Source organism: Planomonospora parontospora, from assembly GCA_014647935.1.
Classification (GTDB): Bacteria; Actinomycetota; Actinomycetes; order Streptosporangiales; family Streptosporangiaceae; genus Planomonospora; species Planomonospora parontospora.
The window spans coordinates 89,098-115,634 of record BMQD01000021.1; the positions used below are offsets into that span (position 1 = coordinate 89,098).

Sequence of the window (26,537 nt, forward strand, 5' to 3'; positions counted from 1 at the left end):
GTGCGTGCGCGCGACGGCAGCGGTGCCGCTCGCGCGTGCGATGAGACGTGAGGGGAGCTGTGCTCCCCTCATGCACGGTGAGATGCGACGAGACATGGCGAATGTGCGAGATCTCGGCTATTCACCACCGACCGGGACGCTCCTCCGTATTCTTGGCGGACGAAGCGACGGACAGCATCCAGCCGCGCCTTTGACGGTCGGTGATGCAACGAACACGCCGCGTAGCGATCGGGACTCTCGCCTTCCCCCCGGTCCTCGCGCAAGGATGAGGGAATGCGTCACCTTTATCTGGACGGAGCATGGCGGCCGTCGGCGTCGGGCGCGAGCATCGACGTCGTCAACCCCGCGACCGAGGAACTGATCGACCGGGTCCCCGCGGGGTCGCCCGCCGACGTGGAGGCGGCCGTGGCCGCCGCCCGCGCGGCCCTGCCGCGGTGGTCGGCCACGCCCCCCGCCGAGCGGGGCAAGGTCCTCGCCGCGGCGGCCGCGCTCATCCGGGAGCGCTCCGACCAGATAGCCAGGATCATCTCCACCGACATGGGCGCCCCCTACGGCATGGCGCTCAAGGTGCAGACCCTGATGCCCGCCGGGGTGCTGGACTCCTACGCCCGGCTGGCCGAGGCCTACGAGTTCGACACCCGCAGGATCGGCAACTCCTGGATCCTGCGGGAGCCGGTCGGCGTGGTCGGCGCCATCACGCCGTGGAACTACCCGCTCCACCAGATCGTGTGCAAGGTCGGACCGGCGCTCGCCGCAGGCTGCACGGTCGTGCTGAAGCCCAGCGAGGTGGCGCCGCTGGCGGCCTTCGCGCTGGCCGGGGTCTTCGACGAGGTGGGGCTGCCCGCCGGGGTGTTCAACATGGTGAGCGGTCACGGCCCGGTCGTCGGCGAGGCCGTCGCCGCGCACCCCGGCGTGGACATGGTCTCCTTCACCGGCTCCACCGCGGCCGGGCGCCGGGTCGCCGCGCTCGCCGCCGAGACGGTCAAGCGGGTGGCGCTGGAGCTCGGCGGCAAGTCGGCGAGCGTGATCCTGCCGGACGCCGACCTGCCGACGGCGGTCAAGGCGACGGTGGCCAACGCCTTCCTCAACTCCGGCCAGACCTGCTCCGCCTGGACCCGCATGATCGTCCACCGCGACCAGTACGACGAGGCCGTCAGGCTGGCCGTGGCGGCCGCCGCCAAGTACACCGTCGGCGACCCCTTCGACGAGGCCACCCGGCTCGGTCCGCTGGTCTCCGCCGCGCAGCGCGACCGCGTCGTCCGCTACATCAACCGGGGCCAGGAGGAGGGCGCCCGGCTGGTCGCCGGAGGCGCCGACCGCCCTGCGGGCAGGGGGTTCTACGTGGAGCCCGCGGTCTTCGCCGGGGTGGAGCCCGGCATGGTCATCGAGCAGGAGGAGATCTTCGGCCCCGTCCTGACGATCATCCCCTACAGCCGTGGGGAGGACGAGGCCGTCGCCATCGCCGACGGCACGCCGTACGGCCTGGCGGGCGCGGTGTGGGCGGGCAGCGAGAACCGGGCCGTCTCCCTGGCGCGGCGGCTGCGCACCGGCCAGGTGGCGATCAACGGCGGCCGGTTCAACCCGCTGGCCCCTTTCGGGGGCTACAAGCAGTCCGGTCTCGGGCGCGAGCTGGGGGAGTTCGGTCTGGAGGAGTATCTGGAGACCAAGTCGCTCCAGCTCTGACCCCTCTCCGGGCGGGTCGCGGGCTCCGACCTCTCCAGGAGGGGAGCGGGTCCCGGGCCGCGGAGGACGTGCGGGCGCGCGGTCCCGGCCGCGGCGGGCGGGACCGGGTCAGGGCGTCTGGAGCAGGACCTTGCGGGCGGCGTCCTTGGCCAGCCGGTCGACGTAGAGCATGCCGTTCAGGTGGTCGGTCTCGTGCTGGAAGCACCGGGCGAGCATGCCGCGGGCCCGGACCCGCACCGGGCGGCCGAGGCGGTCGACCCCGGTGACGGTGACCCCTGAGGCGCGCGGGGTCCTGGCGTAGAGCGGCTTGCCCGTCTCGCGGCTCGGGACCGACAGGCAGCCCTCCTCGTCGACCATCTCGGCGTCGTCGTCGATCGTCAGCTCGGGGTTGATCACATGGCCCTTGCGGTTGCTGCAGTCGTAGACGAAGATCCGCTTCGACACGCCGATCTGCGGACCCGCCAGGCCGACGCCCTGCGCGGAGTACATCGCGGCGAACATCTCGTCGACCAGACGGCGCAGGTCGCGGTCGAAGTCCACGACCGTCTCGGCGGGCGTGCGCAGGACCGGATCCCCGATCACTCGGATGTCGCGCATGGAGGGCTCCCGGATGTAAGGGTTCTTGTGGCGGGCCGGTCATTACTCTAGCGGGGGGTGGGGGTCCGGCCGGACATCTCCACCTGCCACACTGGGCCCGTGCGTGTCTACATCGGTGCCGACCATGCCGGCTATGAGCTCAAGAACCACCTCGTCTCCTGGCTGAAGGAGCACGGCCACGAGGTCGTCGACTGCGGTCCGTCCGTCTACGACGCCGAGGACGACTATCCGCCGTTCGTGCTGCGCGCGGCCGAGGGCGTCGCGGGGGACCCCGGCAGCCTCGGGGTCGTCATCGGCGGCTCGGGCAACGGCGAGCAGATCGCGGCCAACAAGGTGCGCGGCATCCGCGCCGCCCTGGCCTGGAGCGAGGACACCGCCAAGCTGGCCCGCGAGCACAACGACGCCAACGTGATCAGCATCGGCGGGCGCATGCACCCGCAGGAGGAGTCGACCAGGTTCGTCGAGCTCTTCCTGTCGACCCCCTACTCGGGCGCCGAGCGGCACAGCCGCCGCATCGAGCAGCTCGCCTCCTACGAGACGACCGGGGAGCTCCCGCCGCTGCCGTAGCCGCCCGGCTCCGCCCGCCCTACCTGTCCCGGCCCCTGCGCGCCGGCTCCCTGCGGGGGGTCTCGTCGCGCAGGGGCCGCCGGTCGGCGGCCTCCTGCTGCTCCTTGGAGGGCCGGGAGACGTCCCGGGCCCGCATCGCGGTGATCGCCGTGATCTGCAAGCTCTGCAGTGCCATGCCGCCACGATAACCCGGCGCCGCCGTACCGGCGGGCCGGGCTCCCGGAGGCCGGGCTCCCGAGGAGCCGGGGGCTCAGAAGACCAGGCCCGCCCAGGGGGCCGGCTCCCACGACAGGGCCGCGGACAGCTCCCGTACGGCTCCCGCCCGCGCCTCGCGTACGACGCCGGCGGCCTGCAGCGCGGTGAGCGACCGGCCGCCCAGGTAGGCGGCGCCCAGCGCGGTGACCGGCAGCACCAGGTCGGCGGCCTCCCCGGTGGGCGCGCACCGGGCCGCCCCGGTGCCGGCGGTCAGCCGCCAGCGGCCGGCGTTCCACGGGCAGACGGTGTCCTCGACCTCGACCACCACGTCCACCGGCGCGGCGTACCGGCGTGCGGGAAGGGCCCGCTCGACGTCCACGATCCGGACCCACAGGTCGTCGAGCCAGCCCGCGCGGAGCCGGCGCGGCTCGGCCAGCAGGTGGATCAGCGGATCGTCGGAGGGGCGGCTCCAGGCCTTCACCCGCGCGACCAGGTCGCGTTCGAGCAGGTGCCGCCAGAGCAGCGCGTAGGCGGCCGGGTCCAGACCGAAGAGCTCCTTCAGCCGCAGCTCGCCGTCCGGCTCGTCGTGCTCGGTGACGCCCGCCTTGATCCGGAACAGCGCGTAGCCGCGCGGGCCGCCGTCGTCCTCGGCGACGACCGCCCGGAGCGGGCCGGCGCCGTTCTGGTCGGCCTCGTGGTCGGACAGGACCGCGTCCCAGCGCGCGGACGTGCGGGCGTACAGGCCGGGACGGCTGTCGAGCGCGGCCTCGAAGACCTTCTCGAAGACCTCCCTGCTCTCGGCGGGCCTGACGATCCGCAGGCGCAGCGCGGGATCGGCCGGGGCGTGCGGGGCCAGGGCCGTGCCGCGGGTGGGGATGTCGAAGAACAGGGTGTCGGCGGCCCTGCCGTACCCGAACCGCCCGTAGATCGCCGCCTCGGAGGCGTAGAGCGCGGCGACGGCCTCACCCCGCTCGTGCAGATCCGCCAGCTGGCGGGTCATCAGGGCGGTCAGCACGCCCCGGCGGCGGTGCGAGGGGAGCACGCCGACGGCGGTGACCCCGCCGACCGGGATCGGGCCGCCGGGGACCGTCATGGTGAAGCTGCACACCGCGGTGACGCCCACCAGCCGACCGCCTTCGAAGGCGCCCAGCGAGCGGTCGAACTCGGTGTTGTTGCGGAACAGTCCGACGCGGTGCGCGGGGAAGGCGTTGCCGAAGGCCTCCTCGTCGACGGAGATCCATTCGGACCAGTCGGATTCTGTCATCGGCCGCAGGGTGAGACTCATTCCTCCCACGGTAGGCAGAACGGCCGTTTCCGGCCATCGAATATACGTGCTTAATGATCAAGGCATTGGTCAAGTGGGCTGCCCAAAAGGCGGGCGGCCCGCTACAGTCGAGCGCATCATGAGTTCCCGACCGGCGCCGTTGATCCCCGCAGGGCTCCGCGCGTTCCTGGTGCGGGTCCCCTTCCTGGTGTCCATCGTGCGGTTCCTCCGCCGGGGGCCGCTGGCCCGCGACCGCAACCTGCTCATCACGCTGATCGTGCTGACGCTGGTGATCGGGGGACTGGCCGCCCGCGTCTCGGTCGAGTGGTTCTCCCCGGCGCTCGTGATCCCCGTCATCCTGGTCGGCGGGCTGCAGCTCCGGCTGCGGAGCCTGGCCAAGCTGCTCGGCGCGGCCGTGGCCGCGCTGGCCTATGTCGGCTTCGCCGCCGGCCCGGCGCACATCGGCCCCGGGCTGCTGGCGGCCTTCGGCTTCACCGCCGTGCTGGCCGCCCTCATGTCCCGCACCCGGGGACAGCTCGGCGTGCAGGGCCTGCGCGGCGACGTGATGCTGCTGGAGCTGCGCGACCGGCTCAAGAAGCAGAGCGAGCTCCCCCCGCTGCCCAAGGACTGGGGTTCGAAGGTGGTGCTCAAGCAGGCCGGGGGCTCCTCCTTCGGAGGCGACTTCCTGGTCTCCGCGCGCGACGGCGACACGCTGGAGCTGGCCTTGGTCGACGTGTCGGGCAAGGGCGTCGACGCGGGCACCCGGGCCCTGATGCTGTCGGGGACCTTCGGCGGCCTGCTCGGCTCGGTCTCCGACTTCCTGCCCGCCTGCAACGCCTACCTGCACCGCCAGCGGGAGGCCGAGGGCTTCGTCACCGCCGTCCACGTCCGGATCGACCTGGCCACGGGCGAGTACGAGATCACCTCGGCCGGGCACCCGCCGGTGGTCACGTTCGAGGCGGGGACGGGCACCTGGCGGGTCTCCTCCGCCAAGGGGGTGGTCCTGGGGGTCGTCCCGGACCTGCACTGCGAGCCCGACCGGGGGACCCTCCGCAAGGGCGACGCGCTCATGCTCTACACCGACGGGCTGATCGAGCAGCCGGGCCGTGACATCGACGCCGGTCTCGACCGGCTGCTGGGCGAGGCCGAGCGGCTGCTGCCCTCGGGTTTCGCGGGCGGGGCGCGCAACCTGGTCACCTCCATGTCGTCGGGGCACAACGACGACTGCGCGCTGATCCTCATCTGGCGGCCCTGACCCGCTCGCGGTTCCGGAGCGCGGTCCCGGTGGCAGGGGCTTCGGCTAGTCTCTTATGGGGCATTGCTGGTAAATCCGCGACCAGGGGGAACCTCTGTGGACCTGCTTTTCCTGATCGGCATCGTCCTCTTCCTTCTGGGACTGATGGCCTCGATCGGACTGCACGAGATCGGCCACCTCGTGCCGGCGAAGCTGTTCGGCGTCAGGGTCACGCAGTACATGGTCGGTTTCGGGCCGACGATGTGGTCGCGCCGCCGGGGCGAGACCGAGTACGGCGTCAAGTGGATCCCCCTCGGCGGATACATCCGCATGATCGGCATGCTGCCGCCCCGCGCCGGCGACGATCCGGGCAAGGTGCGCTCGGTCTCCACCGGCCCGTGGCAGGGCCTGATCGAGAACGCCCGAGAGGTCGCGCTGGAGGAGGTCCGTCCGGGGGACGAGGACCGCGTCTTCTACCGCAAGCCCTGGTGGCAGAAGGTCATCATCATGACGGGCGGCCCGGCGATGAACTTCGTGCTGGCCTTCGTCCTGTTCGCCGTCGTGCTGATGGGCTTCGGCGTCACGGTGCACAAGACGGAGATCGCCTCGGTCCCGGCGTGCGTGAAGACCGCCGCCCAGTACGCCGCCAACCCCGAGTGCACCGCCGCCGACGCGGCCAGTCCGGCCGCCGCGGCGGGGCTGCGGCCCGGCGACGTCATCGTCTCGGTGGCCGGCAGGCCCGCAGCCACCTGGGAGGCGGCGACCCGCGCCATCCGCGGCAGCGGCGCCGGGCCGGTGCAGATCGGCATCACCCGGGGCGGGCAGCCGATGACCGTCACGGCCACCCTCATCGCCCAGGACCGCGAGTCCCTCGACGAGCCCGGCAAGACGGAGCGGGTCGGCTACCTGGGGGTCAGCCCCAAGCAGGTCATCGAGAAGCAGGACTTCGGCGCCGTGGTCGTGCACATGGGGGACATCACCTCCAGGACCGCCGCCGCGCTGCTGCGCTTCCCGGAGAAGATGGTCGGCGTCTGGAACGCCGCCTTCTCCGGGGAGGAGCGCGACAAGGACGGCCCTATCGGCGTCATCGGCGTCAGCCGCATCGGCGGCGAGATCGCGTCCTCTGACGCCCCGCTGGAGAACAAGGCGGCCGTCTTCGTCAGCCTGCTGGCCAGCTTCAACCTGGCGATCGGTCTGTTCAACCTGATCCCGCTGCTCCCACTGGACGGCGGCCACATCGCCGGCGGTCTCTGGGAGGGGGTCAAGCGCGGCTTCGCCCGTGTCACCCGCAGGCCCGAGCCGGCGCACGTGGACATCGCCAAGGTGCTCCCGCTGACCTACGTGCTGGCCTTCACGATGATCATCATGGCCGGCCTGCTGATGTACGCCGACCTGGTCAACCCGATCCGCCTGGCCGGCTGACCCGGCTTCGGGCGCGGCCCGCCGCGGTGGGCCGCCGATAGGGTGGGGCCGTGGAGGACGGGACGCCCGGAGCGGTGATCGACGTGGCGCTGTTCCGGTTGCGCCGGATATGGTCGCGGCCGCTGCGCGCGCGCAAGACCGCCGATCCGCAGCGGCCGGTGCAGATGTCCAACGTGATGGTCGTGCACGCCGTGCACAAGCTGAGCCTGGACGTCGCCGAGGTGACCGTGGGGGCCGTCGCCGAGCAGCTCGACGTCGACCCGTCCACGGCGAGCAGGCTGGTCAACGACGCGATCGGCGCGGGCCTGGTGACCCGTGAGGAGTCCGAGGTCGATGCCAGGCGGGCCCGGCTGGTGCTGAGCGCGCCCGGACGCAGGGTCCTGGAGGCGGTGGTCCGCTATCGGAGGGCCTACCTCGACGGCCTGATGGCCGACTGGGACCGGGCGGACCGGGAGGCGTTCGCCCGGCTGCTCACCCGGTTCGCCGAGGCGGCCACGGCCCGTCCGGCGGATTCGGCCGCCCTCGACCGCCTGATCGCTGAGGCGCTGGAGGGCGGCGGGGCCGACACGCCGGTGGCGTCCGGTACGGTCCCGGCGCCCGGTGGTCCGGTGACGCCCTCTCCCGGCACCCGGTCCGGCCCGCTCCCGGACGGCGGGACCGCAGACCCGGCCCGGGGCGCGGCTACTCGCCCGTGACGCCGTCGATGTGCTCGCGGATGATGTCGGCGTGGCCGTTGTGCCGGGCGTACTCCTCGATCATGTGGACCAGGATCCAGCGGAGCGAGACCTCCTCGCCCCTGCGCAGGGTCTTGCCCGCGGTCTCCAGCGGCAGTCCGGCGGAGACGCGCCGGGCGTCCTCGATCGCGGTCCGCCAGTGGGCGAACGCCTCCTCGGCCGAGGCGGTCTCCACGTTGTCGAAGTCCCCGTCGGGGTCCTCCTGGGTGCAGAAGAGGTCGGGCACGTCCTCGCCCATCAGGATCTCGCGGAACCAGTAGCGCTCCACCTCGGCCAGGTGCCGGACCAGGCCCAGCAGCGAGAGCGCGGACGGCGCGGCGGCGCGCAGCCGCAGCTGCTCCTCGGTCAGGCCGGCGCACTTGACGGCGAGGGTCTCGCGGTGCCAGTCCAGCCAGCTGTGCAGCATGGACGTCTCATCGGCGATGAAGGGGGGATCGACCCGTTTGTCAGTCATGGGTCCTCATCCTGCCCGCACGCCCGACCACTGTCATACCGTTTTGTCCCCGACTGGAAGTCCTGTCCGGCCGAGGGCGGCGGGTCAGAGCATCGAGATGTGCACGTGGTCGTAGTGGTTGGCGGTGTTGCCGCCGCGGTCGGACATGAAGCGCCAGCCGGAGCCGTGGTTGATGCGCTGGCGCCAGATCACGTACTTGACGCCGAGCTTGCCCCTGTTCTTCAGGACCCAGGCGGCGATCTCGTCGCCGAGCCTGAGGCCGGCGGCCGAGGGCATCGCCCCGCCGGTGCTCATCATGAAGTCGCAGGCACGGCCCAGGGGGTGCTCGCCTCCGTCGTTCATGCTCCGGTAGCAGCCGACCGTGTGGGTCAGCTCGAAGCGCCGCTTGACGACGTCGCGCATGTTCCGGGTGCGGTCGGTGATGTTGTCGGGGCCGTTGGGCAGCTGGGGCACCCAGCTGCCGTCCGCGCGGCGGCCGGAGCCGAGGGGGACCAGCTGGTCCAGCTTCCGCTTGATGTCGCGGATCACCTTCTCGGCCTCCTCGCGCCGGTCCTCGACCTCCTCGGCCTCCTCGCGGAGGTCGTCGGTGAGCCGGGCGGCCCGCTCCGCGGCCTGCTTCCTGCGGTCCCTGCTGACGGCGAAGCCCTCCAGGTAGGCGGACTGCTGGGCGACGAGCTGCTCCATCACGGCGGCGGCGGCCATGTCGCCCTCACCGGAGAACAGCAGCACGGGCAGGTCGCCGGAGTTGCTCTGGTAGCGGAGCTGGGCGATCGAGTCGACCTCCTGCTTCGCCTCCTGGTAGGTCTTCTCCGCCTTGCGGAGGTTGTCCTTGGCGACGCCCTCCGCCTTCTCCGCCTTGCGCACGGACTCCCGCTTGGCCGCGTAGGCCTCGATGAGCCCGTCGACCTTCTTGCCGAGCCTCTTCAGGTCCTTGCGGAGCTCCGCCTCGGTGGGCTTGGGCTCCGCGAGGCCCGCGGCGGGGACGCCGAGGGTGAGGCCGAGCGCCGAGACCAGGCAGACGGCCGCGGCCACGCGGTGACGGAACGTGGGGGACGTAGGGGACGTGGGGGACACAGCCGATACAGGCGACGCAGGCGACGCAGGCGACGCAGCCGCCACGAACTCTCCTCTCCTTCAGCCGGCCGGGTTAGCTGACGGGTTCGGGCTGGAGGAAGCCCTTCCACTGATGTGGTTCACCCCAGATGCGGTGGTTCCCCGGCTCCCGGGCGAGGAGCCCGGGATTAGGCATATCTGCTGTTGAAGCCGATGACTGAAGGATAGTAGTGGTAATGGGATGGTCATGCGGCTCCAAGCCGAGACCAAGCGGTGATCAATCCGTGATCGCCGCGCGCAGGAGCCGGGCCGCCTCCTCGGGCGGGACGTCGTTCACGAAAGCCCCCATCGCGGACTCCGACCCGGCGAGGTACTTCAGCTTGTCCGGCGCCCGGCGGATGCTGAACAGCTCCAGATGCGCATACGACAGGTCCCGCCCGACGTTGACCGGCGCCTGATGCCAGGCCGCGACGTACGGCATGGGCACGCCGAACAGCCCGTCCAGCCGGCGCAGCACGCCGGTGTAGAGCGGGCCGAACGCCGCGCGCTCGGCCCGGTCCAGCCCGCTCAGGTCGGCGACCCGCCGGTGGGGGTAGACGTGCACCTCGAACGGCCAGCGGGCCGCGGCCGGGACGAACGCCGTCCAGTGCTCGTTGGCGGCGACCACCCGCACCCCGGCCTCCCGTTCGGCGGCCAGGACGTCGGCGAACAGGTTGCCGCCGGTCCGCTCCCGGTGGCGCTCGGCGGCCCGCAGGGTCAGCTTCGTGCGCGGGGTGACGTAGGGGTAGGCGTAGATCTGGCCGTGCGGGTGGGCCAGGGTGATGCCGATCTCCGCTCCCCGGTTCTCGAAGCAGAACACCTGCTCCACGCCGGGGATCGCGGACAGCTCCGCGGTGCGGTCGATCCAGGCCTCCATGACCAGCTCGACCTGTGCGGGGGAGAGCGAGGAGAAGGACGAGTCGTGGTCGGAGGTGAAGCAGACCACCTCGCAGCGGCCCAGACCCGGGCGGGTCCCGCCGATCACGCCCGCCCCGGCGTGGCCGCCGGGATCATCGTGGGTGCCGGGGGGAGTGGAGAACGAGGGGAAGCGGTTCTCGAAGACGACGACGTCGTAGGAGGAGGCGGGGATCTCGGAGAGGCGGCCGGGGGCCGACGGGCAGAGCGGGCACTGGTCGGCGGGGGGCAGGAAGGTCCGGCTCTGCCGGTGCCCCGCGATCGCGATCCACTCCTCGGTCAGCGGGTCGTAGCGCAGCTCCGAGGGAGCCGGGCGGGGCGGCAGCTCGCGCTCGTCGACGGCGCCGCGGTCCATGTCGTCGTACCGGTCGAAGTAGAACAGCTCCCGGCCGTCGGCCAGGTGGGTGAGGGTGCGCTTCACCGGCCCGCCACCTGCCTGTCCTGCTCCGGTTCGGCGATGACGAGCTCGCCCGCCTGGGCGGAGATCTCCTCGCGGGCCTCCTGGGGCAGCCCGGGGTCGCTGATGACGACGTGCGCCTCGGACAGGCGGGCGATGGTGCTGATCCCGACCGTGCCCCACTTGGTGTGGTCGGCGGGCACGACCAGGCGGTGCGCGGAGGCGACCAGCTCGCGGTCGGTCTCGGCCTCCAGGAGGTTGGGCGTGGTGAACCCGGCGCGGGAGCTCATGCCGTGCACCCCGAGGAAGAGGGTGTCCACGTGCAGCCCGCGGATCGCGGCGACCGCGACCGGTCCGACCAGCGCGTCGGAGGGGGTGCGCACGCCACCGGTCAGCACGACCGTGCGGTCGGCGCGGGGCGAGCGGTGGAAGACGTCGGCGATCCGGACCGAGTTGGTGATGACCGTCAGCTCGGGGACGTCGGTGACGAAGTGGGCCAGCGTCCAGGTCGTGGTGCCCGCGGAGAGCGCGATGGCGGTGCCGGGCCGGACGAGCCGGGCCGCCTGCCGGGCGATCGCCTCCTTCTCCGGCTGCTGGCGGGCCGACTTGGCGGCGAACCCGGGCTCCTCGGTCGATCCGGGGCCGGCGGCGGTGGCCCCGCCGTGGACCTTCTCCAGCAGGCCGCGCTCGGCGAGGACCTCCAGGTCCCGGCGGATCGTCATGTCGGACACGCCGAGCTCCCGGACGAGATCGGCGACGCGGACGCCGCCGCTGCTGCGCACCCGCTCCAGAATCGCCTGCTGCCGCTGTTGGGCGAGCATTGACCCACTCCTTAATCAAACAACTTCCATCAAATTACCACATTGCAACGCAGGGAAGATGTGCGTTTGTGCTGGATAATCCTCACAAGCAGGCGATTTCCCCTCGCATGTTCTCCCGGGCGGCTCCCTCCCACACTGAGGCGCCCGCGCTGTGGAAGATCGCCGGAAGGTCCAGCAGGGAGCGCAGCACGGCCGCCCGCCCGGTCCGGAACGCCTCGTCCGGGACGAAGGCGTACTCCTCGCGCACGGCCGCCGCGTAGGCGGCGTAGACCTCCGGGGGCGCGGCCAGGATCGCCAGGTCGGCGTCGCACAGCACGGCCCCGTCCGCGTCCCCGGACTCGGGGGCGTGGGTGACGGTGAGCCTGACCAGGCGGGCCACCGCGGCGACCGCCGGGGACGGCAGCCCCAGCTCGGGCAGGGCCCGCTCGGCCATCCGGGCGCTGCGCTCCTCGTTGTCGCCGCGCTGCGGATCGTAGACGGCATCGTGGAACCAGGCCGCGAGCCGTACCAGGTCGGGGTCTCCGGCGTGCCCGGCCAGCGCGTCGACGTGGTCGAGCACCGCCTCCAGATGGGCGGTGGTGTGGTATCTGCGGTGCGGCTCGCCGTACCGGGCGATCAGGTCCGCACCGAGCCGGTCGGCTCCGGGGCCGGTCAGGGCGCGCCAGCGGGCCATCAGGTGAGAGCTCATGCCCGGACTCTAGGGGCGGCCGCCGGACGGCCTGCGACTTGGGCCTTGTACGGCGTGCGTTCCCGGGGGACGGTGGAGGCCGGACCCGGATCCACGGACGGAGGCGGTCGCACATGGCCAGACGGGCGCGCAAGGCGCGGGCGAGGAAGAAGCGGAAGGCCAACCACGGCAAGCGGCCCGCGGCGCGGTAGCGCGCCGCGCCCGGTGCCCCGTCGCGGACCCGGTGCTTCCGCAGGGCGCTGCGCTCCCGCCGGGGCCGTCTCCGGGCACGGCGGGCCTCAGCCGGCGCGGCCCCAGGCGGCGAGCAGCCTGGCCTGCAGGCCGGTGCCCGCGGGCACCGGGTGCGGATCACCCATGACGCCCGCCTGCCGGTAGTCGTCCCCGGCGTCGGCGAACCAGGCCGCGCAGGCCTCGACCAGCTCGGGGTCGAGCCGCTCGTCCGCGCCGATCGCCCGGGCCAGGTCCCAGGTGTGGATGAGCGCGTCGGCGAACAGCTCGGTGATGTACTCCGCGCCGGGCACGTCGCCGAACGAGAGCCGGACGACGGCCGTCAGGGAACCGCCCTCACCCGTCGCCTGGACGGCGGCGGCGGCCGAGGAGTCGAAGGCCTTCAGCGGGTCGTCGCCGAGCAGGTCGCCGTCGAAGGCGCCGCCGATCTCCGCGGCGCTCCGCCCGGCGAACAGTTCGGGCACGCACAGGCTCTCGCTCACCACGTGGTTGACCAGGGTGCGGACGTCCCAGCCCGCGCACGGCGTCGGGTTCTCCCACTGCCCGGGTGCGATCCGGTGGACGAGGGCGCCGAAGCCGTCCAGTGCCCGCCGGTAGGCCTCCCGGATGTCGATGGTCATGTGCTGCCCTCCCGAATCATCGATTCGACCGTAACCCGTGGAGCGCCAGTAGTCAGCGCACCCGTCGGGCATGACCGGACGGGCGCTCCGGGTCCCGGGCAGGGGGCCGTACCGCGGTCGTCACGCGGCCCGCGTCCGGCGCCGGGTGTCCTGGAGCGGCGCTAGAGCAGCTTCTGCTCCACCCAGACGATCTTCCCCTGGGGCGTCGGGCGGGTCCCCCAGCGGTGGGCCATCCAGTTGATGAGCTGCAGGCCGCGGCCGCTGTCGTCGGTGCCCGCGGCCTCCCGCATGACCGGCATCGAGGGCGAGCGGTCGGCCACCTCGCAGACCAGGCTCGGACCGCGCAGCAGCCGGAGCCCGACGGGCCCCGCACCGTGCCGGACCGCGTTGGTGACCAGCTCGCTCACCATGAGCTCGGTGCCGTCGGAGACGGAATCCAGCCCCCACTCGGAGAGCGTGGCGCGGACGAAGCCGCGCGCCTTCGCCGCCGAACGGGTGTCCGGCGGGAGCGCGAGCACGGCGACCTCGTTCTCGGACAGCTCGCGCACCCGGGCCAGCAGGAGCGCGATGTCGTCGCGTTCGTGTCCCGGCCGCTGGGCGCCGATCGTGAGGTCGCAGACCTCCTCCAGGTCCTTGCCCAGCCCTTCGCCCCGGCCGGAGAGCAGCTGCCGCAGCGCGCCGATGCCCTCGTCGATGTCGCGGTCGCGGCTCTCCACCAGGCCGTCGGTGTAGAGGGCGAGCACGGAGCCGTGCGGCAGGGTGAGCGAGGCGGTCTCGACCGGGTCGTTGCCGATGCCGAGCGGGAGGCCCGCGGGTACCTCGACGACCTCCGTCGTGCCGTCCGGGTGCGCCAGGACCGGAGGCACGTGCCCGGCGCGGGCGATCGTGCAGAGCCGGGTGACCGGATCGTAGGTGGCGTAGACGCACGTCGCGATCTGGCTGCCGTCCAGGTCCTGGCTCATCCGGTTGAGCCGGAACAGCACCTCGCCGGGGCTCAGGTCCAGGCTGGCCAGCGTGCGGGCCGCCACCCGGAGCTGGCCCATCGTGGCGGCGGCCCGGGTACCGTGCCCCATCACGTCGCCGACCACCAGGGCGACCCGGCACCCCGGCAGCGGGATCACGTCGTACCAGTCGCCGCCGACGCCCGCCAGGTCGCTCGCCGGCAGGTAGCGGGAGGCGATGGACAGGCCGAGGGGCTGGTAGAGGTCGGAGGGGAGCAGGCTGCTCTGCAGGGTCAGCGCGGTCCGGCGCTCGTGGCCGTAGAGCCGGGCGTTGTCCAGGCAGATCGCGGTCCTGGCCGCGAGTTCCTCGCCGAGCGCCACGTCCTGCTCGTCGAAGGGGTCGCTGTCCGGCCGGCGGGTGTAGACGACGAAGCCCAGCACCCGGCCGCGCGCCTTCAACGGCACCACCAGGAACGAGCTGTCCTCCAGCACCCTGGTCACCTCGTCGCGCTTCCAGGCGCGGCCGATCTCCCGCGCGGTGCGGGCGCCCAGCCGGGGGTACAGGATCGGGTTGCCGGTGGCCATCACCTTGGCGTACGGCGTCCAGGCGTCGTAGACGGTGACCTCGTCCACCGGGAAGGCCCGGGCGTACTCCCCGGGGACGGCGGACGCCACGCCGACCGCGAGACGCCGGACCAGCGCCGAGCCGTCGGTGCTGCGGTGCGGGAACTCGCCGTCGGTGACGAGCCGGTCCTGCACCAGGATGCCGGCCGCGTCGGCGAAGCGCGGCACGGCGACCTCCATCAGCTCCCGGCCCGTCTCGAACATGTCCAAGGTGGTGCCGATGCGCTTGCTGGCGGCGTTGAGCAGCGAGAAGCGCTCGTGCACGGAGGCCGGGCTGCCCATCCGGACCTCGCCCGTCGCGGGGGTCTTGGTCACGAAGCGGTGGTCGGCCCGCTCCGCCGGGGCGTCGGTGCTCATTCGTCCCACCGCGGCTCGGGAACGAAGGAACCACCGGTGCCGGGCACGTTCTCGATGGAGATCGCGTGCAGGAAGGACTTGAACGGCACCCGGACCTGGTCGCTCTCCGTCACACGTCCCTCCCGTGTGCTTGACTCCGGCTCGGGCCAAGCGTAAAGAATGATCTACGATGGAGTCTCATGTTTACCTGAGAAACCGCCGGATGTCTCGTCCGGGTCCGGGGACGCGCCGGAAGGCGCGGCCGGTCTCCGCTCTCAGGTGACGGGCAGCTCCTCCAGCGCGGTGTCGATGCGCTCCTGCGGCAGCGCGAAGTCCTCCATCTCCCCCGCCAGGTGGCGGTCGTAGGCGTTCAGGTCGAAGTGCCCGTGCCCGCACAGCGCGGTCAGGATGACCTTCGGCTCGCCGGTCTCCCGGCAGCGCAGCGCCTCGGCGACGGTCTCGGCCAGCGCGTGCGTCGGCTCGGGGGCGGGGACGATCCCCTCGGTCCTGGCGAAGCGCAGGCCCGCCTCGAAGCACTCGGTCTGCCCCTTGGCCACCGCCTCGAACAGGCCCAGTTCGTACAGGTGCGAGATCAGCGGGGACATGCCGTGGTAGCGCAGCCCGCCCGCGTGGATCGGGTCGGGCACGAAGCCGTGGCCGAGCGTGTGCATCTTCAGCAGCGGGGTGAGCCCCGCGGCGTCACCGAAGTCGTAGGCGTAGACGCCCCGGGTCAGTGACGGGCAGGCCTCGGGCTCCACCGCGCGGATCACCGGGTCCATCCGCCCGGCCAGCTTCTCCCTCAGGAACGGGAAGACGAGCCCGGCGAAGTTGGAGCCGCCGCCGGTGCAGCCGACGATCAGGTCGGGCACCTCGCCGAACGCCGCCAGCTGCTCGATCGCCTCCTCGCCGATGACCGTCTGGTGGAGCAGCACGTGGTTGAGCACGCTGCCCAGGGCGTACCGGGTGTCGGCGGCGGCCGCGGCCACCTCGACGGCCTCGCTGATCGCGATGCCCAGGCTGCCGGGGGAGTCCGGGTCCTCGGCCAGGATCTTGCTGCCCGAGACGGTCTCCGGTGACGGGCTCGCGTGCACGGTCGCGCCGTACACCCGCATGAGGGACCGGCGGTGCGGTTTCTGGTCGTAGGAGGCGCGGACCATCCAGACCTCGCACTCGAGGCCGTACTGCGCGCAGGCGAACGCCAGGGACGAGCCCCACTGCCCGGCGCCGGTCTCGGTGGTGAGCCGGCGGACCCCCTCGCGGGCGTTGTAGTACGCCTGGGGGACGGCGGTGTTGGGCTTGTGGGAGCCGGACGGGGAGCCGCCCTCGTACTTGTAGTAGATCCGGGCCGGGGTGCCGAGCGAGCGTTCGAGCCGCCGGGCGCGGATCAGCGGCGTCGGCCGCCAGAGCCGGTAGACGTCGCGGACGCCGTCCGGGATGGGGACGAAGCGGTCGGTGCAGACCTCCTGGCCGATCAGCTCCGCCGGGAAGAGCGGGGCCAGATCGTCGGGACCGACCGGCTGGCGCGTGCCGGGGTGCAGGGGCGGCGGGGGAGGGGCCGGGAGATCGGCCAGGATGTTGTACCAGTTGCGCGGGATGCGGGACTCGTCGAGCAGCACGCGGGTGGCCTCGGACACGGTTCGCCTCCAGGGGTCGCTGCTCTCAGTGTCGTTCACCTCACCCGCCGTGGTCCACGCGTTTCCCTTTTGTCCTTCGAGGATGCACCGCGCCTCTTCTTCCCCCGGTACGGCGCCCGCCGCGGACGTACGCTGGATCCGTGGAGACAGAGAAGCACTGGAGGCGGCTCCCCGAGAGGGTGCTGCCCGAGGAGACGGTCGAGGCCCATCCGGCGGAGGAGGTCCCGGACACCGCGTTCGTCGAGGACCTCCGCTTCAAGCAGTGGCTGAGCGGTCCGGCGAGCGGCTGACCGGCCGGCGGGCGGGCCGGTGTGAGAGATCCGGGCGGACCGATGTGAGAGATCGGAGAATTCGCCGGGAAGAAGAAGGGCCAGGTCTCCGGTTACCCGGTGACCTGGCCCTTCTTCGTGAGAGCGGACGACGGGAATCGAACCCGCGTAGCCAGTTTGGAAGACTGGGGCTCTACCATTGAGCTACGTCCGCGCGATCCGGTGTTGGTCTGGTCTAGACTTCATCCGGTCGTCAGGGCGTAATCGTACCGGAGATCCGGACCGTGCGCGTACCCGACCGCCGGGGTGTGGCGCAGCTTGGTAGCGCACCTGCTTTGGGAGCAGGGGGCCGCAGGTTCAAATCCTGTCACCCCGACATCGACCGGGCGCCGGTTCCGACCGGCGCCCGGCTCTCGTCTCCTCCGGGGTTCTTCTTTCCTCCGGACCGTGCGGCCGGCGCTCAGACGGTGCCGCTGAAGAGGGCCCAGACGGCCTTGCCGCCGCGGGAGAGGTGGTCCCAGCCCCAGTAGCGGCTGTAGGTCTCCACGATGTAGAGTCCGCGGCCGTTCTCGGAGACGAAGTCCGGCTCCTTCGGGACGGGCGGGGTGTCGCTGGGGTCGGCCACGGCGAGGAGCACGTGGGGCGAGAGCCGCAGCAGCATCAGGGTGATCGGCGCCTCGGACCGATCGGACGGGCACAGAGCGTAGCGAACGGCGTTGGTGACGAGTTCCGAAACCACTAACGCGGCGTCGTCGCTGAGCTCGGACAGCCCCCAGTCGTCCAGCGTGGAGCGGGTCACGTCCCGGGCGGTCTTCACGGAGTCGGCCTGACGGGGGAGCGGGCAGGCCGCCGAGTCCGAGCGGTCGGCCGCGAGCAGCTCATCGAAGCCGATCTCACGAGTCGCCTGCAGGCAGGCGGCAGCCGATCGTGGCTCCTCCACCATCCTGCCGGTACCTCCCGCTGTCATCGTGAGCTCTCCGCGCCGGTTGAGAGTTTTCAAAGCTTGTGCACTATAAGCCCAATATGCACCAAGCCATCATGAGTCACGCGGGCGGGTCCTGCAAGACCCAAATGCACGTGCAGTTGCAGCGTGCAGCGGCATGTGCGTTTAAGGTACAAGGCTGACTAATAGGGCGCACGCCCAAGGCCTTGTCATAACGGCCGGAAGTGGTGACACTGTGTGCGCTGGCCCAAGTGAATAGGGAGGCGAAGTGACGCAGACCCAGCAGGGATCGGGTCCCACAGCTCTGCGCATCCTCCTGGGTTCCCAGCTGCGCCGTCTGCGCGAGACCAGAGGGCTCACGCGGGAGGAGGCCGGCCACCTGATCCGGGGTTCCGAATCCAAGATCAGCAGGATGGAGCTCGGGCGGGTCGGGCTGCGGGAGCGCGACGTCGCGGACCTGCTCACCTTCTACGGGGTGGAGGACGAGGAGGCGCGGGCGGCCGTCATGGACCTCCTGTCCCGGGCGAACGAGCCCGGCTGGTGGCACCGCTTCAACGACCTGCTCCCCAACTGGTTCCAGACGTACGTCGGCCTCGAGGAGGCGGCGGCCCGCATCCGCACCTACGAGGTGCAGTTCGTGCCAGGCCTGCTCCAGACCAAGGAGTACGCCAGAGCGATCATCACCGCCGGAGGCGCCGGCATCGCGCTCGAGGAGATCGCGCGCCGGGTGGACCTGCGCCTCGAACGCCAGCGGGTGCTGGAGCGGTCCGACGGCCCGTTCTTCTGGGCGGTCATCGACGAGGCGGCGCTGCGGCGCCCCATCGGCGGCGCCGAGGTGATGCGGGCGCAGCTGGAGCACCTGATGGACCTGATGCGCCAGCCGAACATCACGATTCAGGTGATGCCGTTCAGCTTCGGCGGGCACAGCGCGGAGGGCGGCGCCTTCAGCGTGCTGCGCTTCCACGACAGCGAGCTTCCCGACGTCGTCTACGTCGAGCAGCTCGCCAGCGCGCTCTACCTCGACAAGCCCGAGGAGGTGGACCGCTACAGCGAGGTCATGGAGCGCCTGTGCGCGGTGAGCACCACGCCGGGTGAGACCGTCGACATCCTCCGGCGCATCATCAAGGAGATCTGACCCGCGCCGTTCGCTGAGGGGTACGGGTCTGCCCTAGACTGGCCTGTGGCGCTGGACACCCGCCGCAGTGGAGCATGCCCCGAACCGCATCTCCTGAGGCTGTGCCCTGCGTCGCTCATGTGGGCGCGGCGCGCGAGCTTGCCGCGATAGCCGTACGAATTGGCGCGCGCCCGCGATCACTCGAAGCTTGATCAAGGAGACCACCCCGTGAAGACCGCTGTCGAGGAGCTCAGCCCGACCCGGGTCAAGCTCACTGTCGAGGTGCCGTTCGAGGAGCTCGGCGAGAGCATGCAGGCGGCTTACAAGAAGGTCGCGCAGCAGGTGCGCGTTCCCGGCTTCCGCCCCGGCAAGGTTCCGGCCCGCATCATCGAGCAGCGCTTCGGCCGCGCGGTGGTGCTGGAGGAGACCCTCAACGACGCGGTGCCGAAGCTGTACGGCCAGGCCGTCGACGAGAGCGACATCTTCCCGGTCAGCCAGCCGGAGATCGAGGTCACCAAGATCGAGGACGGCGAGCAGGTCGAGTTCACCGCCGAGGTGGACATCCGCCCGAACTTCGAGGTGCCCGACTACCAGGGCCTCGAGGTCACCGTCCCCGTCGCCGAGGTGTCCGACGAGGACGTCGACACCCAGCTGGACGGCCTGCGGCAGCGCTTCGCCACGCTGACCGGGGTCGAGCGTCCCGCCGCGAACGGCGACTTCGTCGTCATGGACCTCGCCGCCGCCATCGACGGCGTGAACATCGAGGAGCAGCAGGCGAACGACGTCTCCTACGAGGTCGGCGCCGGCTCGGTGCTGCAGGGCCTGGACGACGCACTGGCCGGCATGTCCGCCGGTGACGTCAAGGAGTTCACCACCAACCTGGTCGGCGGCGAGAACGCCGGCGAGGAGGCCGTGGTGACCATCACCGTCAAGAGCGTCAAGGAGAAGGTCCTCCCCGAGCTCGACGACGAGTTCGCCCAGCTGGCCAGCGAGTTCGACACCCTCGACGAGCTCAAGGACAGCCTCCGCGAGCAGATCCGCCGCAACAAGCTCATCGACCAGGTCGTGCAGGCGCGGGAGAACGCGCTCGACGCCCTCCTCGACAAGATCGACATTCCGCTCCCGGAGAGCGCGCTCAAGGCCGAGCTCGACAACCGCAAGCACAACCTCGAGCACCAGATCGCGGAGAGCGGCCTGAGCAAGGACGCCTACTTCCGCCTCTACCAGACCACCGAGGAGGAGCGCCACGCCGAGCTCGAGGCGAGCTCCGCCAAGGCGCTCAAGACCGGCTTCGTCCTCGACAAGATCGTCAAGGCGGAGGAGCTCGGTGTCAGCGAGCAGGAGCTGACCAACTTCGTGGTGCGGCGCGCCATGCAGATGAACGTCGCCCCGAACGTGCTGGCCCAGCACCTGGCCGACAACGACCAGCTCACCCTGGCCATGGTCGAGATCGTCCGCGACAAGGCCAAGAGCGTCGTCGGGGACGCCGCCAAGGTCGTCGACGAGGCCGGCAACGAGGTGGACCTCAAGGCCATCTACACCGAGATCAACGGCGAGGAGCCCACCGAGGAGCCCGCCGAGGAGAAGACCGAGGAGTAGGCACCCGCTCCGCCGGAACACCCGCGGCGCCTCCACCGTGTTCGCACGGCGGGGGCGCCGTTCCGGTTTCCGGGGGCGCCCGGTTCCCGAAGCCGCGGGGAGGACCGGCGGACGGGCCGCCGCCAGGGCCCCGGAACGCGCCCTTCACCGGCGCCTGCGGGCCCCTCCTGAGGCGGCGGAACCTCCGGGCGGGCACCGGGGCGGCCGGAGGCTCATCATGCGCTGTCGGCGAACAGCACGTGGAGGGGGCATGTCCGGTAGGCGCCGCGCGTTAAGGTCACAAGCAAAGCCAATCGATTACGACGCATCGGAAGGTGACGCTGTGACCAGCCCGCCGACCTTCTACCAGCCGACCGCCTCCGGGCCCGAGTCGATGAGCCAGCCGACCGGCTCGTTCAGGCTCGAAGACCAGCTCTACCAGCGGCTGCTGCGTGAGCGCATCATCGTGCTGGGCACCCAGGTCAACGACGAGATCGCCAACCGAATCTGTGCCGAGCTGCTTCTCCTGGCAGCGGATGACTCCGAGCGGGACATCTGGCTCTACATCAACTCGCCTGGCGGGTCGGTGACCGCCGGCATGGCGATTTACGACATGATGGAATACGTGCCGAACGACGTGTGCACGGTCGCGATGGGTCTGGCCGCCTCCATGGGCCAGTTCCTCCTCTGCGCCGGCGCGCGGGGCAAGCGCTACGCCCTGCCGCACGCACGCATCATGATGCACCAGCCTTCGGGCGGCATCGGCGGCACCGCCGCCGACATCGCCATCCAGGCGGAGCAGATGCTGTACGTCAAGAAGACCCTCGCGGAGCGCATCGCGTTCCACACGGGCCAGGACCTGGCGCAGATCGAGGCCGACTCCGACCGCGACCGCTGGTTCACGGCCGAGGAGGCCAAGGACTACGGCTTCATCGACAACGTCGTCCGGAGCGCCCGCCAGGTGCCCTCCGAGGGCGCAGTCTCCTGAAGGGACACAACGTGAGTGAGTTGATCCGGCCGGGAGACATCAACGGCCGCTACGTTCTCCCCTCCTTCGTCGAGCGCACGTCGTACGGCGTGAAGGAGATGAACCCGTACAATAAGCTGTTCGAGGATCGCATCATCTTCCTCGGCGTGCAGATCGACGACGCGTCCGCCAACGACGTCATGGCGCAGTTGCTGACGCTGGAGTCGCTCGACCCCGACCGTGACATCAGCATCTACATCAACTCGCCGGGCGGGTCGTTCACCGCCATGACGGCGATCTACGACACGATGCAGTTCGTCCGGCCGGACATCCAGACGGTCTGTCTGGGCCAGGCGGCCTCGGCCGCCGCGGTCCTGCTGGCCGGCGGTACGGCGGGCAAGCGGTTCGCCCTGCCGAACGCCCGGATGCTCATCCACCAGCCCTCCACCGAGGGCGGCGGGCAGGGCAGCGACATCGAGATCCAGGCACGCGAGATCCTGCGGATGCGCGCGCTCCTGGAGACCCTGGTGGCGCGTCACTCGGGCAAGGGCGCCGAGGAGATCCGCAAGGACATCGAGCGCGACAAGATCCTGAACGCCGAGGAAGCCAAGGCGTACGGGCTGATCGACGACATCATCCCGTCGCGCAAGAAGCTCGCCAAGGCTGTCGCCTCCTGAGGAGGTAGATTGCATCGGAACGGTGCCCAATTGGGCACCTTCCGGTGCGACTCGCCGTCAGAGGGCTCACTGAGGGCTCAGAAGGCGGTAACGTCGAAACCTAAGCGGGATGACTTTTCGTACCGGGTTCCGACCGGTCTCGAAAGAACCGGACCGCGGCAGCCAGGCGGTCCCACGCAAAGGAGTATCTGGGGTGGCACGCATCGGCGACGGGGGAGACCTGCTGAAGTGCTCTTTCTGCGGGAAGAGCCAGAAGCAAGTCAAGAAGCTCATCGCCGGGCCCGGCGTATACATCTGCGATGAGTGCATCGATCTCTGCAACGAGATCATCGAGGAGGAGCTCAGCGAGTCCTCCGAGCTCAAGTGGGACAGCCTGCCCAAGCCGAGAGAGATCTACGAGTTCCTCGACGCCTACGTCATCGGTCAGGACAAGGCGAAGAAGGCCCTCTCGGTGGCGGTCTACAACCACTACAAGCGGGTGCAGTCCGGTGAGCGCGGTCGTGACGACGGTCTCGAGTTGGCCAAGTCGAACATCCTGCTCCTGGGCCCGACCGGTTCCGGCAAGACACTGCTCGCCCAGACGCTGGCGAAGATGCTGAACGTCCCGTTCGCCATCGCCGACGCCACCGCGCTGACCGAGGCGGGCTACGTGGGCGAGGACGTCGAGAACATCCTGCTCAAGCTGATCCAGGCCGCCGACTACGACGTCAAGAAGGCCGAGACCGGCATCATCTACATCGACGAGGTCGACAAGATCGCCCGCAAGAGCGAGAACCCGTCGATCACCCGCGACGTCTCGGGCGAGGGCGTGCAGCAGGCGCTGCTGAAGATCCTGGAAGGCACCACCGCGAGCGTGCCGCCGCAGGGCGGACGCAAGCACCCGCACCAGGAGTTCATCCAGATCGACACCACCAACGTGCTGTTCATCTGCGGTGGAGCCTTCGCCGGCCTCGAGCAGATCATCGAGTCCCGGATCGGCAAGAAGGGCATCGGCTTCAACGCCATCATCCGCTCCAAGGAGGACATCGACTCCTCCGACATCTTCGGCGACGTGATGCCCGAGGACCTGCTGAAGTTCGGCATGATCCCCGAGTTCGTGGGCCGTCTCCCGGTCATCACGAGCGTGCACAATCTCGACCGCGAGGCGCTCATCCAGATCCTCACCGAGCCGCGCAACGCCCTCGTGAAGCAGTACCGCCGCCTCTTCGAGCTCGACAACGTCGAGCTCGAGTTCACTCAGGACGCCCTGGAGGCCATCGCCGACCAGGCGATCCTGCGCGGCACCGGCGCGCGCGGCCTGCGGGCCATCCTGGAGGAGGTCCTCCTCTCGGTGATGTACGAGGTGCCGTCCCGCGAGGACGTGGCCCGTGTCGTCATCACCCGGGAGTCGGTGCTCGAGCACGTCAACCCGACGCTCGTCCCGCGCGACCAGCTCAGCAAGCAGCGGGCCCCGCGCGAGAAGTCGGCCTAACCCCGGCACCCGCCCCGATCTCGTACGACGGCGCCCCCGCAGACCACCGCGGGGGCGCCGTCGCGTCCGGGACCGGGTGAGAAGCGGTCCATGGACGGGAGAAGCCGGCCGGACGCCGCCGGACGGACGGGCGTGAGCCGTCCGCACATCCGCGACTCACCGGGCGATGGGACGACGGCCACCCGGACGTCCTTAGAATTGGGCACCGTGACGACTCCAGAGCTGCCCACCCAGTACACACCCGCCGATGTGGAGACCCGGAGCTACGAGCGCTGGGTAGCGGAGGGATACTTCACCGCGGACCCGAGCAGTGAGCGCGAGCCGTACACCATCGTCCTTCCGCCGCCGAACGTGACCGGTGTCCTGCACATGGGGCACGCGCTGGACCACTCGATCCAGGACGCGCTGACCCGCCGGGCCCGCATGGCGGGCAAGGAGACGCTCTGGATGCCGGGCATGGACCACGCGGGCATCGCCACCCAGAACGTGGTCGAGCGCGAGATCGCCAAGGACGGCCTGTCCCGGCACGACCTCGGTCGTGAGGCGTTCGTCGAGCGGGTCTGGCAGTGGAAGGAGGAGTCCGGCGGCCGGATCCTCGGCCAGATGAAGAAGCTCGGTGACGGCGTCGACTGGTCCCGTGAGCGCTTCACCATGGACCCCGGGCTCTCCCGCGCGGTCCAGACGATCTTCAAGAAGCTCTTCGACGACGGGCTCATCTACCGCGCCGAGCGCATCATCAACTGGTGCCCGCGCTGCCTCACCGCCCTGTCGGACATCGAGGTCGAGCACAGCGAGGACGAGGGAGAGCTCGTCTCGATCCGGTACGGCGAGGGCGACGACTCCATCGTGGTCGCCACCACGCGGGCCGAGACGCTGCTCGGGGACACCGCCGTGGCGGTCCACCCGTCCGACGAGCGCTACGCCCACCTGGTCGGCCGCGAGGTGGAGCTCCCGCTGACCGGCCGCCGCATCCCGGTCGTGGCGGACGAGCACGTCGATCCCGCCTTCGGCACCGGTGCGGTCAAGGTCACCCCGGCCCATGACCCGAACGACTTCGAGATCGGCCGACGGCACTCGCTCCCGTCGATGACGGTCATGGACGAGCGCGGAGTGATCACCGCGCACGGTCCGTTCGAGGGCCTCGACCGCTTCGAGGCGCGGCCGGCCGTGGTCGCCGCATTGCGGGAGCAGGGCCGGATCGTCGCCGAGAAGCGGCCCTACCTGCACTCGGTCGGCCACTGCTCGCGCTGCAAGACGGTGGTCGAGCCCCGCCTCTCGCTGCAGTGGTTCGTCGACGTCTCGCCGCTGGCCAGGGCCGCGGGTGACGCGGTCCGGGACGGCCGGACGAAGATCCATCCGCCGGAGCTCGCCAAGCGCTACTTCGACTGGGTCGATGACATGCACGACTGGTGCATCTCACGGCAGCTTTGGTGGGGCCACCGTATCCCCGTCTGGTACGGCCCGGCCGGGGAGGTCGTCTGCGTGGGCCCGGACGAGGAGGCGCCCGAGGGCTACGTCCAGGACCCCGACGTCCTGGACACCTGGTTCTCCTCGGGGCTCTGGCCGTTCTCGACCCTCGGCTGGCCCGACCGGACGCCCGAACTGGAGAAGTTCTACCCGACCTCGGTCCTGGTGACGGGTTACGACATCCTGTTCTTCTGGGTCGCCCGGATGATGATGTTCGGCCTGTACGCGATGGACGGCCGACCGCCGTTCCAGACCGTCGCGCTGCACGGCATGGTCCGCGACCAGTTCGGCAAGAAGATGTCCAAGTCGTTCGGGAACGTCGTGGACCCGATGGACTGGGTGGAGCGTTTCGGCGCCGACGCGACCCGCTTCACGTTGCTGCGCGGCGCCAACCCGGGCTCCGATGTGGCGATCAGCGAGGAGTGGGCGGGCGGTTCCCGCAACTTCTGCAACAAGATCTGGAACGCGACCCGGTTCGCCCTGATGAACGGCGCCGCGGTCGGAGAGCTTCCCGTGACGGAGCTCACCGCGGCGGACCGGTGGATCCTCTCCCGTCTCCAGGAGGTCACGGCGTCCGTGGACGCCGCCTTCGAGGAGTTCGAGTTCGCCAAGGTCTCCGACCTGCTCTACCACTTCGCCTGGGACGAGGTCTGCGACTGGTACGTGGAGCTCGCCAAGATCCAGATCGCGGCGGGCCAGGAACACACCCGGCTGGTCCTGGGGCATGTCCTCGACGCCCTGCTGCGGTTGCTCCATCCGCTGGTGCCGTTCGTCACCGAGGAACTGTGGAGGGCGCTGACCGAAGGGCCATCCCTCGTGGTCGCGCCCTGGCCCACGGCCGAGGAGTCCCTGCGCGACCCCTCGGCGGAGGGAGAGATCCTCGCGGTTCAGAACCTGGTCACCGAGGTTCGCAGGTTCCGCTCGGACCAGGGACTCAAGCCCGGCCAGCGGGTGGCGGCGCGGTTGTCCCTCGCCGGTACGGCTCTGGCCACCCACGAGAGCGCGATCCGTTCGCTGCTCCGGCTGGACGAGCCGTCGGAGTCCTTCACGGCGACCGCGCGTCTCGACGTGAACGGTATCGCCGTGGAGATCGACACCGCTGGCACCATCGACGTGGCCGCCGAGCGCAAGCGCCTGGAGAAGGATCTCGCGGCGGCGCGCAAGGAGGCGGCGCAGGTGGCCGCGAAGCTGGGGAACGAGCAGTTCATGTCGAAGGCGCCGGATGACGTGGTGAGCAAGGTCCGGGACCGTGCGGCTCAGGCCGACCAGGACATCGCCCGGCTCACCGCTCAGCTGGCCGCGCTGCCCGCCGGCTGAATCGGGAGGGTGGGGCCGGGACGCTGAACCGGCATGAGGCGAGGACGCGGGGGGTTGTTGACCCCGCGTCCTCGTGTTTGGAGTCTTCTGGCACTGGGAAGACCCACCTGTTACCGGGAAGTTGGTCACGTCAGCCGCAGAGGCTGCTAAGGTTTCTTCTTGCAGGGCGAGCCCCTGCACCTCTCCTCTCTCAAAGCCTCAGCAAATCGGACACGACCACGCGAGTGGACACGAACGGGATGTCGAGGTAAGTTAGAGGGGTTGCCCCGGAAACGGGGCGGTTCCGGT

Annotated in this window: 25 protein-coding genes, 2 tRNA genes and 1 riboswitch; of the genes, 14 read left to right on the top strand and 13 right to left on the bottom strand. The window is 70.7% G+C overall.

All coding sequences use genetic code 11. The features are described from left to right. Positions 1 to 273: 273 nt before the first annotated feature. Positions 274 to 1,683, top strand: a complete 1,410-nt coding sequence (locus IEZ07_RS27425) for an aldehyde dehydrogenase family protein (protein WP_191897397.1) — start codon at positions 274 to 276, stop codon at positions 1,681 to 1,683. A 108-nt stretch (positions 1,684 to 1,791) separates the two neighbouring features. On the opposite strand, the gene def is transcribed toward IEZ07_RS27425, so the two are convergent. Next, positions 1,792 to 2,280, bottom strand: coding sequence for a peptide deformylase (gene def, locus IEZ07_RS27430; RefSeq protein WP_068903665.1), 489 nt, complete (start codon positions 2,278 to 2,280; stop codon positions 1,792 to 1,794). A 99-nt stretch (positions 2,281 to 2,379) separates the two neighbouring features. Between def and IEZ07_RS27435 the strand changes: the two genes are divergently transcribed. Continuing rightward, positions 2,380 to 2,847: a ribose-5-phosphate isomerase gene (locus tag IEZ07_RS27435; protein WP_189239229.1), complete on the top strand. Its 468-nt coding sequence runs from the start codon at positions 2,380 to 2,382 to the stop codon at positions 2,845 to 2,847. Between the two features lie 19 nt (positions 2,848 to 2,866). On the opposite strand, the gene IEZ07_RS27440 is transcribed toward IEZ07_RS27435, so the two are convergent. Both IEZ07_RS27440 and IEZ07_RS27445 read right to left on the bottom strand, forming a co-directional pair. Continuing rightward, positions 2,867 to 3,022, bottom strand: coding sequence for a hypothetical protein (locus tag IEZ07_RS27440; protein ID WP_157237510.1), 156 nt, complete (start codon positions 3,020 to 3,022; stop codon positions 2,867 to 2,869). Positions 3,023 to 3,097: 75 nt separating this feature from the next. After that, on the bottom strand, positions 3,098 to 4,327 hold the full coding sequence (locus tag IEZ07_RS27445) for a GNAT family N-acetyltransferase (RefSeq protein WP_191897398.1): 1,230 nt from the start codon (positions 4,325 to 4,327) through the stop codon (positions 3,098 to 3,100). Between the two features lie 118 nt (positions 4,328 to 4,445). Between IEZ07_RS27445 and IEZ07_RS27450 the strand changes: the two genes are divergently transcribed. The 3 genes from IEZ07_RS27450 to IEZ07_RS27460 all read left to right on the top strand — a co-directional run bounded on the left by IEZ07_RS27450 (position 4,446) and on the right by IEZ07_RS27460 (position 7,657). After that, positions 4,446 to 5,561, top strand: coding sequence for a PP2C family protein-serine/threonine phosphatase (locus IEZ07_RS27450; protein WP_191897399.1), 1,116 nt, complete (start codon positions 4,446 to 4,448; stop codon positions 5,559 to 5,561). A 96-nt stretch (positions 5,562 to 5,657) separates the two neighbouring features. Further along, positions 5,658 to 6,962 (top strand): M50 family metallopeptidase, encoded by a 1,305-nt coding sequence (locus IEZ07_RS27455; RefSeq protein WP_239320723.1) that lies wholly within the window; start codon positions 5,658 to 5,660, stop codon positions 6,960 to 6,962. Between the two features lie 50 nt (positions 6,963 to 7,012). Continuing rightward, positions 7,013 to 7,657: a MarR family winged helix-turn-helix transcriptional regulator gene (locus IEZ07_RS27460; protein WP_191897400.1), complete on the top strand. Its 645-nt coding sequence runs from the start codon at positions 7,013 to 7,015 to the stop codon at positions 7,655 to 7,657. Here IEZ07_RS27460 and IEZ07_RS27465 read toward each other — a convergent pair. The 5 genes from IEZ07_RS27465 to IEZ07_RS27485 form a co-directional block, all read right to left on the bottom strand. Continuing rightward, positions 7,644 to 8,150 carry a DinB family protein gene (locus tag IEZ07_RS27465; protein WP_191897401.1) on the bottom strand — a complete coding sequence of 169 codons (507 nt, stop codon included), beginning with the start codon at positions 8,148 to 8,150 and terminating at the stop codon, positions 7,644 to 7,646. The genes IEZ07_RS27460 and IEZ07_RS27465 overlap by 14 nt on opposite strands. An 84-nt stretch (positions 8,151 to 8,234) precedes the next feature. Further along, positions 8,235 to 9,182, bottom strand: a complete 948-nt coding sequence (locus IEZ07_RS27470) for a coiled-coil domain-containing protein (protein ID WP_239320720.1) — start codon at positions 9,180 to 9,182, stop codon at positions 8,235 to 8,237. Positions 9,183 to 9,272: 90 nt separating this feature from the next. Further along, positions 9,273 to 9,408, bottom strand: a riboswitch (cyclic di-AMP (ydaO/yuaA leader). Between the two features lie 72 nt (positions 9,409 to 9,480). Beyond that, positions 9,481 to 10,578 carry a galactose-1-phosphate uridylyltransferase gene (galT, locus tag IEZ07_RS27475; protein ID WP_191897403.1) on the bottom strand — a complete coding sequence of 366 codons (1,098 nt, stop codon included), beginning with the start codon at positions 10,576 to 10,578 and terminating at the stop codon, positions 9,481 to 9,483. Continuing rightward, positions 10,575 to 11,375, bottom strand: coding sequence for a DeoR/GlpR family DNA-binding transcription regulator (locus IEZ07_RS27480; protein WP_191897404.1), 801 nt, complete (start codon positions 11,373 to 11,375; stop codon positions 10,575 to 10,577). Before IEZ07_RS27480 ends, galT begins: the two co-directional genes overlap by 4 nt. 82 nt (positions 11,376 to 11,457) lie before the next feature. Next, entirely contained in the window at positions 11,458 to 12,063 is a 606-nt protein-coding gene (locus IEZ07_RS27485; RefSeq protein ID WP_191897405.1) for an HD domain-containing protein, read from the bottom strand. Positions 12,064 to 12,176: 113 nt separating this feature from the next. On the opposite strand from IEZ07_RS27485, the gene IEZ07_RS36385 reads away from it, so the two are divergent. Next, positions 12,177 to 12,254, top strand: coding sequence for a 50S ribosomal protein bL37 (locus tag IEZ07_RS36385; RefSeq protein ID WP_373293985.1), 78 nt, complete (start codon positions 12,177 to 12,179; stop codon positions 12,252 to 12,254). Between the two features lie 87 nt (positions 12,255 to 12,341). Here the strand turns inward: IEZ07_RS36385 and IEZ07_RS27490 are convergent, their stop codons facing one another. The 3 genes from IEZ07_RS27490 to IEZ07_RS27500 all read right to left on the bottom strand — a co-directional run bounded on the left by IEZ07_RS27490 (position 12,342) and on the right by IEZ07_RS27500 (position 16,446). Then, a complete protein-coding gene (locus tag IEZ07_RS27490) occupies positions 12,342 to 12,911 on the bottom strand; it encodes a TIGR03086 family metal-binding protein (protein WP_191897406.1) in 570 nt (189 codons plus the stop codon). 161 nt (positions 12,912 to 13,072) lie between these two features. After that, on the bottom strand, positions 13,073 to 14,833 hold the full coding sequence (locus IEZ07_RS27495) for an ATP-binding SpoIIE family protein phosphatase (protein WP_191897407.1): 1,761 nt from the start codon (positions 14,831 to 14,833) through the stop codon (positions 13,073 to 13,075). A gap of 254 nt (positions 14,834 to 15,087) precedes the next feature. After that, entirely contained in the window at positions 15,088 to 16,446 is a 1,359-nt protein-coding gene (locus IEZ07_RS27500; RefSeq protein ID WP_191897408.1) for a TrpB-like pyridoxal phosphate-dependent enzyme, read from the bottom strand. 140 nt (positions 16,447 to 16,586) lie between these two features. Here IEZ07_RS27500 and IEZ07_RS27505 point away from each other — a divergent pair, with 140 nt between their 5' ends. After that, positions 16,587 to 16,736, top strand: a complete 150-nt coding sequence (locus IEZ07_RS27505) for a hypothetical protein (protein ID WP_191897409.1) — start codon at positions 16,587 to 16,589, stop codon at positions 16,734 to 16,736. Positions 16,737 to 16,858: 122 nt separating this feature from the next. On the opposite strand, the gene IEZ07_RS27510 is transcribed toward IEZ07_RS27505, so the two are convergent. Continuing rightward, a tRNA-Gly gene (locus IEZ07_RS27510) sits at positions 16,859 to 16,929 on the bottom strand. Between the two features lie 88 nt (positions 16,930 to 17,017). Between IEZ07_RS27510 and IEZ07_RS27515 the strand changes: the two genes are divergently transcribed. Beyond that, positions 17,018 to 17,091, top strand: a tRNA-Pro gene (locus IEZ07_RS27515). 84 nt (positions 17,092 to 17,175) lie between these two features. On the opposite strand, the gene IEZ07_RS27520 is transcribed toward IEZ07_RS27515, so the two are convergent. After that, a complete protein-coding gene (locus IEZ07_RS27520; RefSeq protein ID WP_239320717.1) occupies positions 17,176 to 17,682 on the bottom strand; it encodes an ATP-binding protein in 507 nt (168 codons plus the stop codon). Positions 17,683 to 17,926: 244 nt separating this feature from the next. Here IEZ07_RS27520 and IEZ07_RS27525 point away from each other — a divergent pair, with 244 nt between their 5' ends. The 6 genes from IEZ07_RS27525 to IEZ07_RS27550 all read left to right on the top strand — a co-directional run bounded on the left by IEZ07_RS27525 (position 17,927) and on the right by IEZ07_RS27550 (position 26,249). Then, complete coding sequence (locus tag IEZ07_RS27525) at positions 17,927 to 18,793, top strand: Sco1979 family transcriptional regulator (protein ID WP_191897410.1); 867 nt, start codon at positions 17,927 to 17,929, stop codon at positions 18,791 to 18,793. A 207-nt stretch (positions 18,794 to 19,000) separates the two neighbouring features. Further along, entirely contained in the window at positions 19,001 to 20,371 is a 1,371-nt protein-coding gene (gene tig / locus IEZ07_RS27530) for a trigger factor (protein ID WP_191897411.1), read from the top strand. Positions 20,372 to 20,693: 322 nt separating this feature from the next. Continuing rightward, positions 20,694 to 21,338, top strand: coding sequence for a ClpP family protease (locus IEZ07_RS27535; protein WP_153054624.1), 645 nt, complete (start codon positions 20,694 to 20,696; stop codon positions 21,336 to 21,338). An 11-nt stretch (positions 21,339 to 21,349) separates the two neighbouring features. Further along, a complete protein-coding gene (locus tag IEZ07_RS27540) occupies positions 21,350 to 21,994 on the top strand; it encodes an ATP-dependent Clp protease proteolytic subunit (protein ID WP_068903692.1) in 645 nt (214 codons plus the stop codon). Positions 21,995 to 22,187: 193 nt separating this feature from the next. Next, complete coding sequence (clpX, locus tag IEZ07_RS27545) at positions 22,188 to 23,465, top strand: ATP-dependent Clp protease ATP-binding subunit ClpX (protein WP_068903694.1); 1,278 nt, start codon at positions 22,188 to 22,190, stop codon at positions 23,463 to 23,465. 198 nt (positions 23,466 to 23,663) lie between these two features. Beyond that, positions 23,664 to 26,249, top strand: coding sequence for a valine--tRNA ligase (locus IEZ07_RS27550; protein ID WP_191897412.1), 2,586 nt, complete (start codon positions 23,664 to 23,666; stop codon positions 26,247 to 26,249). Positions 26,250 to 26,537 lie beyond the last annotated feature (288 nt).

What these genes read in the sequence shown, in the direction of transcription:
- IEZ07_RS27485 (WP_191897405.1), bottom strand. Translation starts at nt 12,063, where the DNA reads ATGAGCTCTCACCTGATGGCCCGCTGGCGCGCCCTGACCGGCCCCGGA.
- IEZ07_RS36385 (WP_373293985.1), top strand. Translation starts at nt 12,177, where the DNA reads ATGGCCAGACGGGCGCGCAAGGCGCGGGCGAGGAAGAAGCGGAAGGCC.
- def (WP_068903665.1), bottom strand. Translation starts at nt 2,280, where the DNA reads ATGCGCGACATCCGAGTGATCGGGGATCCGGTCCTGCGCACGCCCGCC.
- IEZ07_RS27450 (WP_191897399.1), top strand. Translation starts at nt 4,446, where the DNA reads ATGAGTTCCCGACCGGCGCCGTTGATCCCCGCAGGGCTCCGCGCGTTC.
- IEZ07_RS27495 (WP_191897407.1), bottom strand. Translation starts at nt 14,833, where the DNA reads ATGAGCACCGACGCCCCGGCGGAGCGGGCCGACCACCGCTTCGTGACC.
- IEZ07_RS27425 (WP_191897397.1), top strand. Translation starts at nt 274, where the DNA reads ATGCGTCACCTTTATCTGGACGGAGCATGGCGGCCGTCGGCGTCGGGC.
- IEZ07_RS27440 (WP_157237510.1), bottom strand. Translation starts at nt 3,022, where the DNA reads ATGGCACTGCAGAGCTTGCAGATCACGGCGATCACCGCGATGCGGGCC.
- IEZ07_RS27465 (WP_191897401.1), bottom strand. Translation starts at nt 8,150, where the DNA reads ATGACTGACAAACGGGTCGATCCCCCCTTCATCGCCGATGAGACGTCC.
- IEZ07_RS27490 (WP_191897406.1), bottom strand. Translation starts at nt 12,911, where the DNA reads ATGACCATCGACATCCGGGAGGCCTACCGGCGGGCACTGGACGGCTTC.
- IEZ07_RS27480 (WP_191897404.1), bottom strand. Translation starts at nt 11,375, where the DNA reads ATGCTCGCCCAACAGCGGCAGCAGGCGATTCTGGAGCGGGTGCGCAGC.
- IEZ07_RS27520 (WP_239320717.1), bottom strand. Translation starts at nt 17,682, where the DNA reads ATGACAGCGGGAGGTACCGGCAGGATGGTGGAGGAGCCACGATCGGCT.
- IEZ07_RS27445 (WP_191897398.1), bottom strand. Translation starts at nt 4,327, where the DNA reads ATGAGTCTCACCCTGCGGCCGATGACAGAATCCGACTGGTCCGAATGG.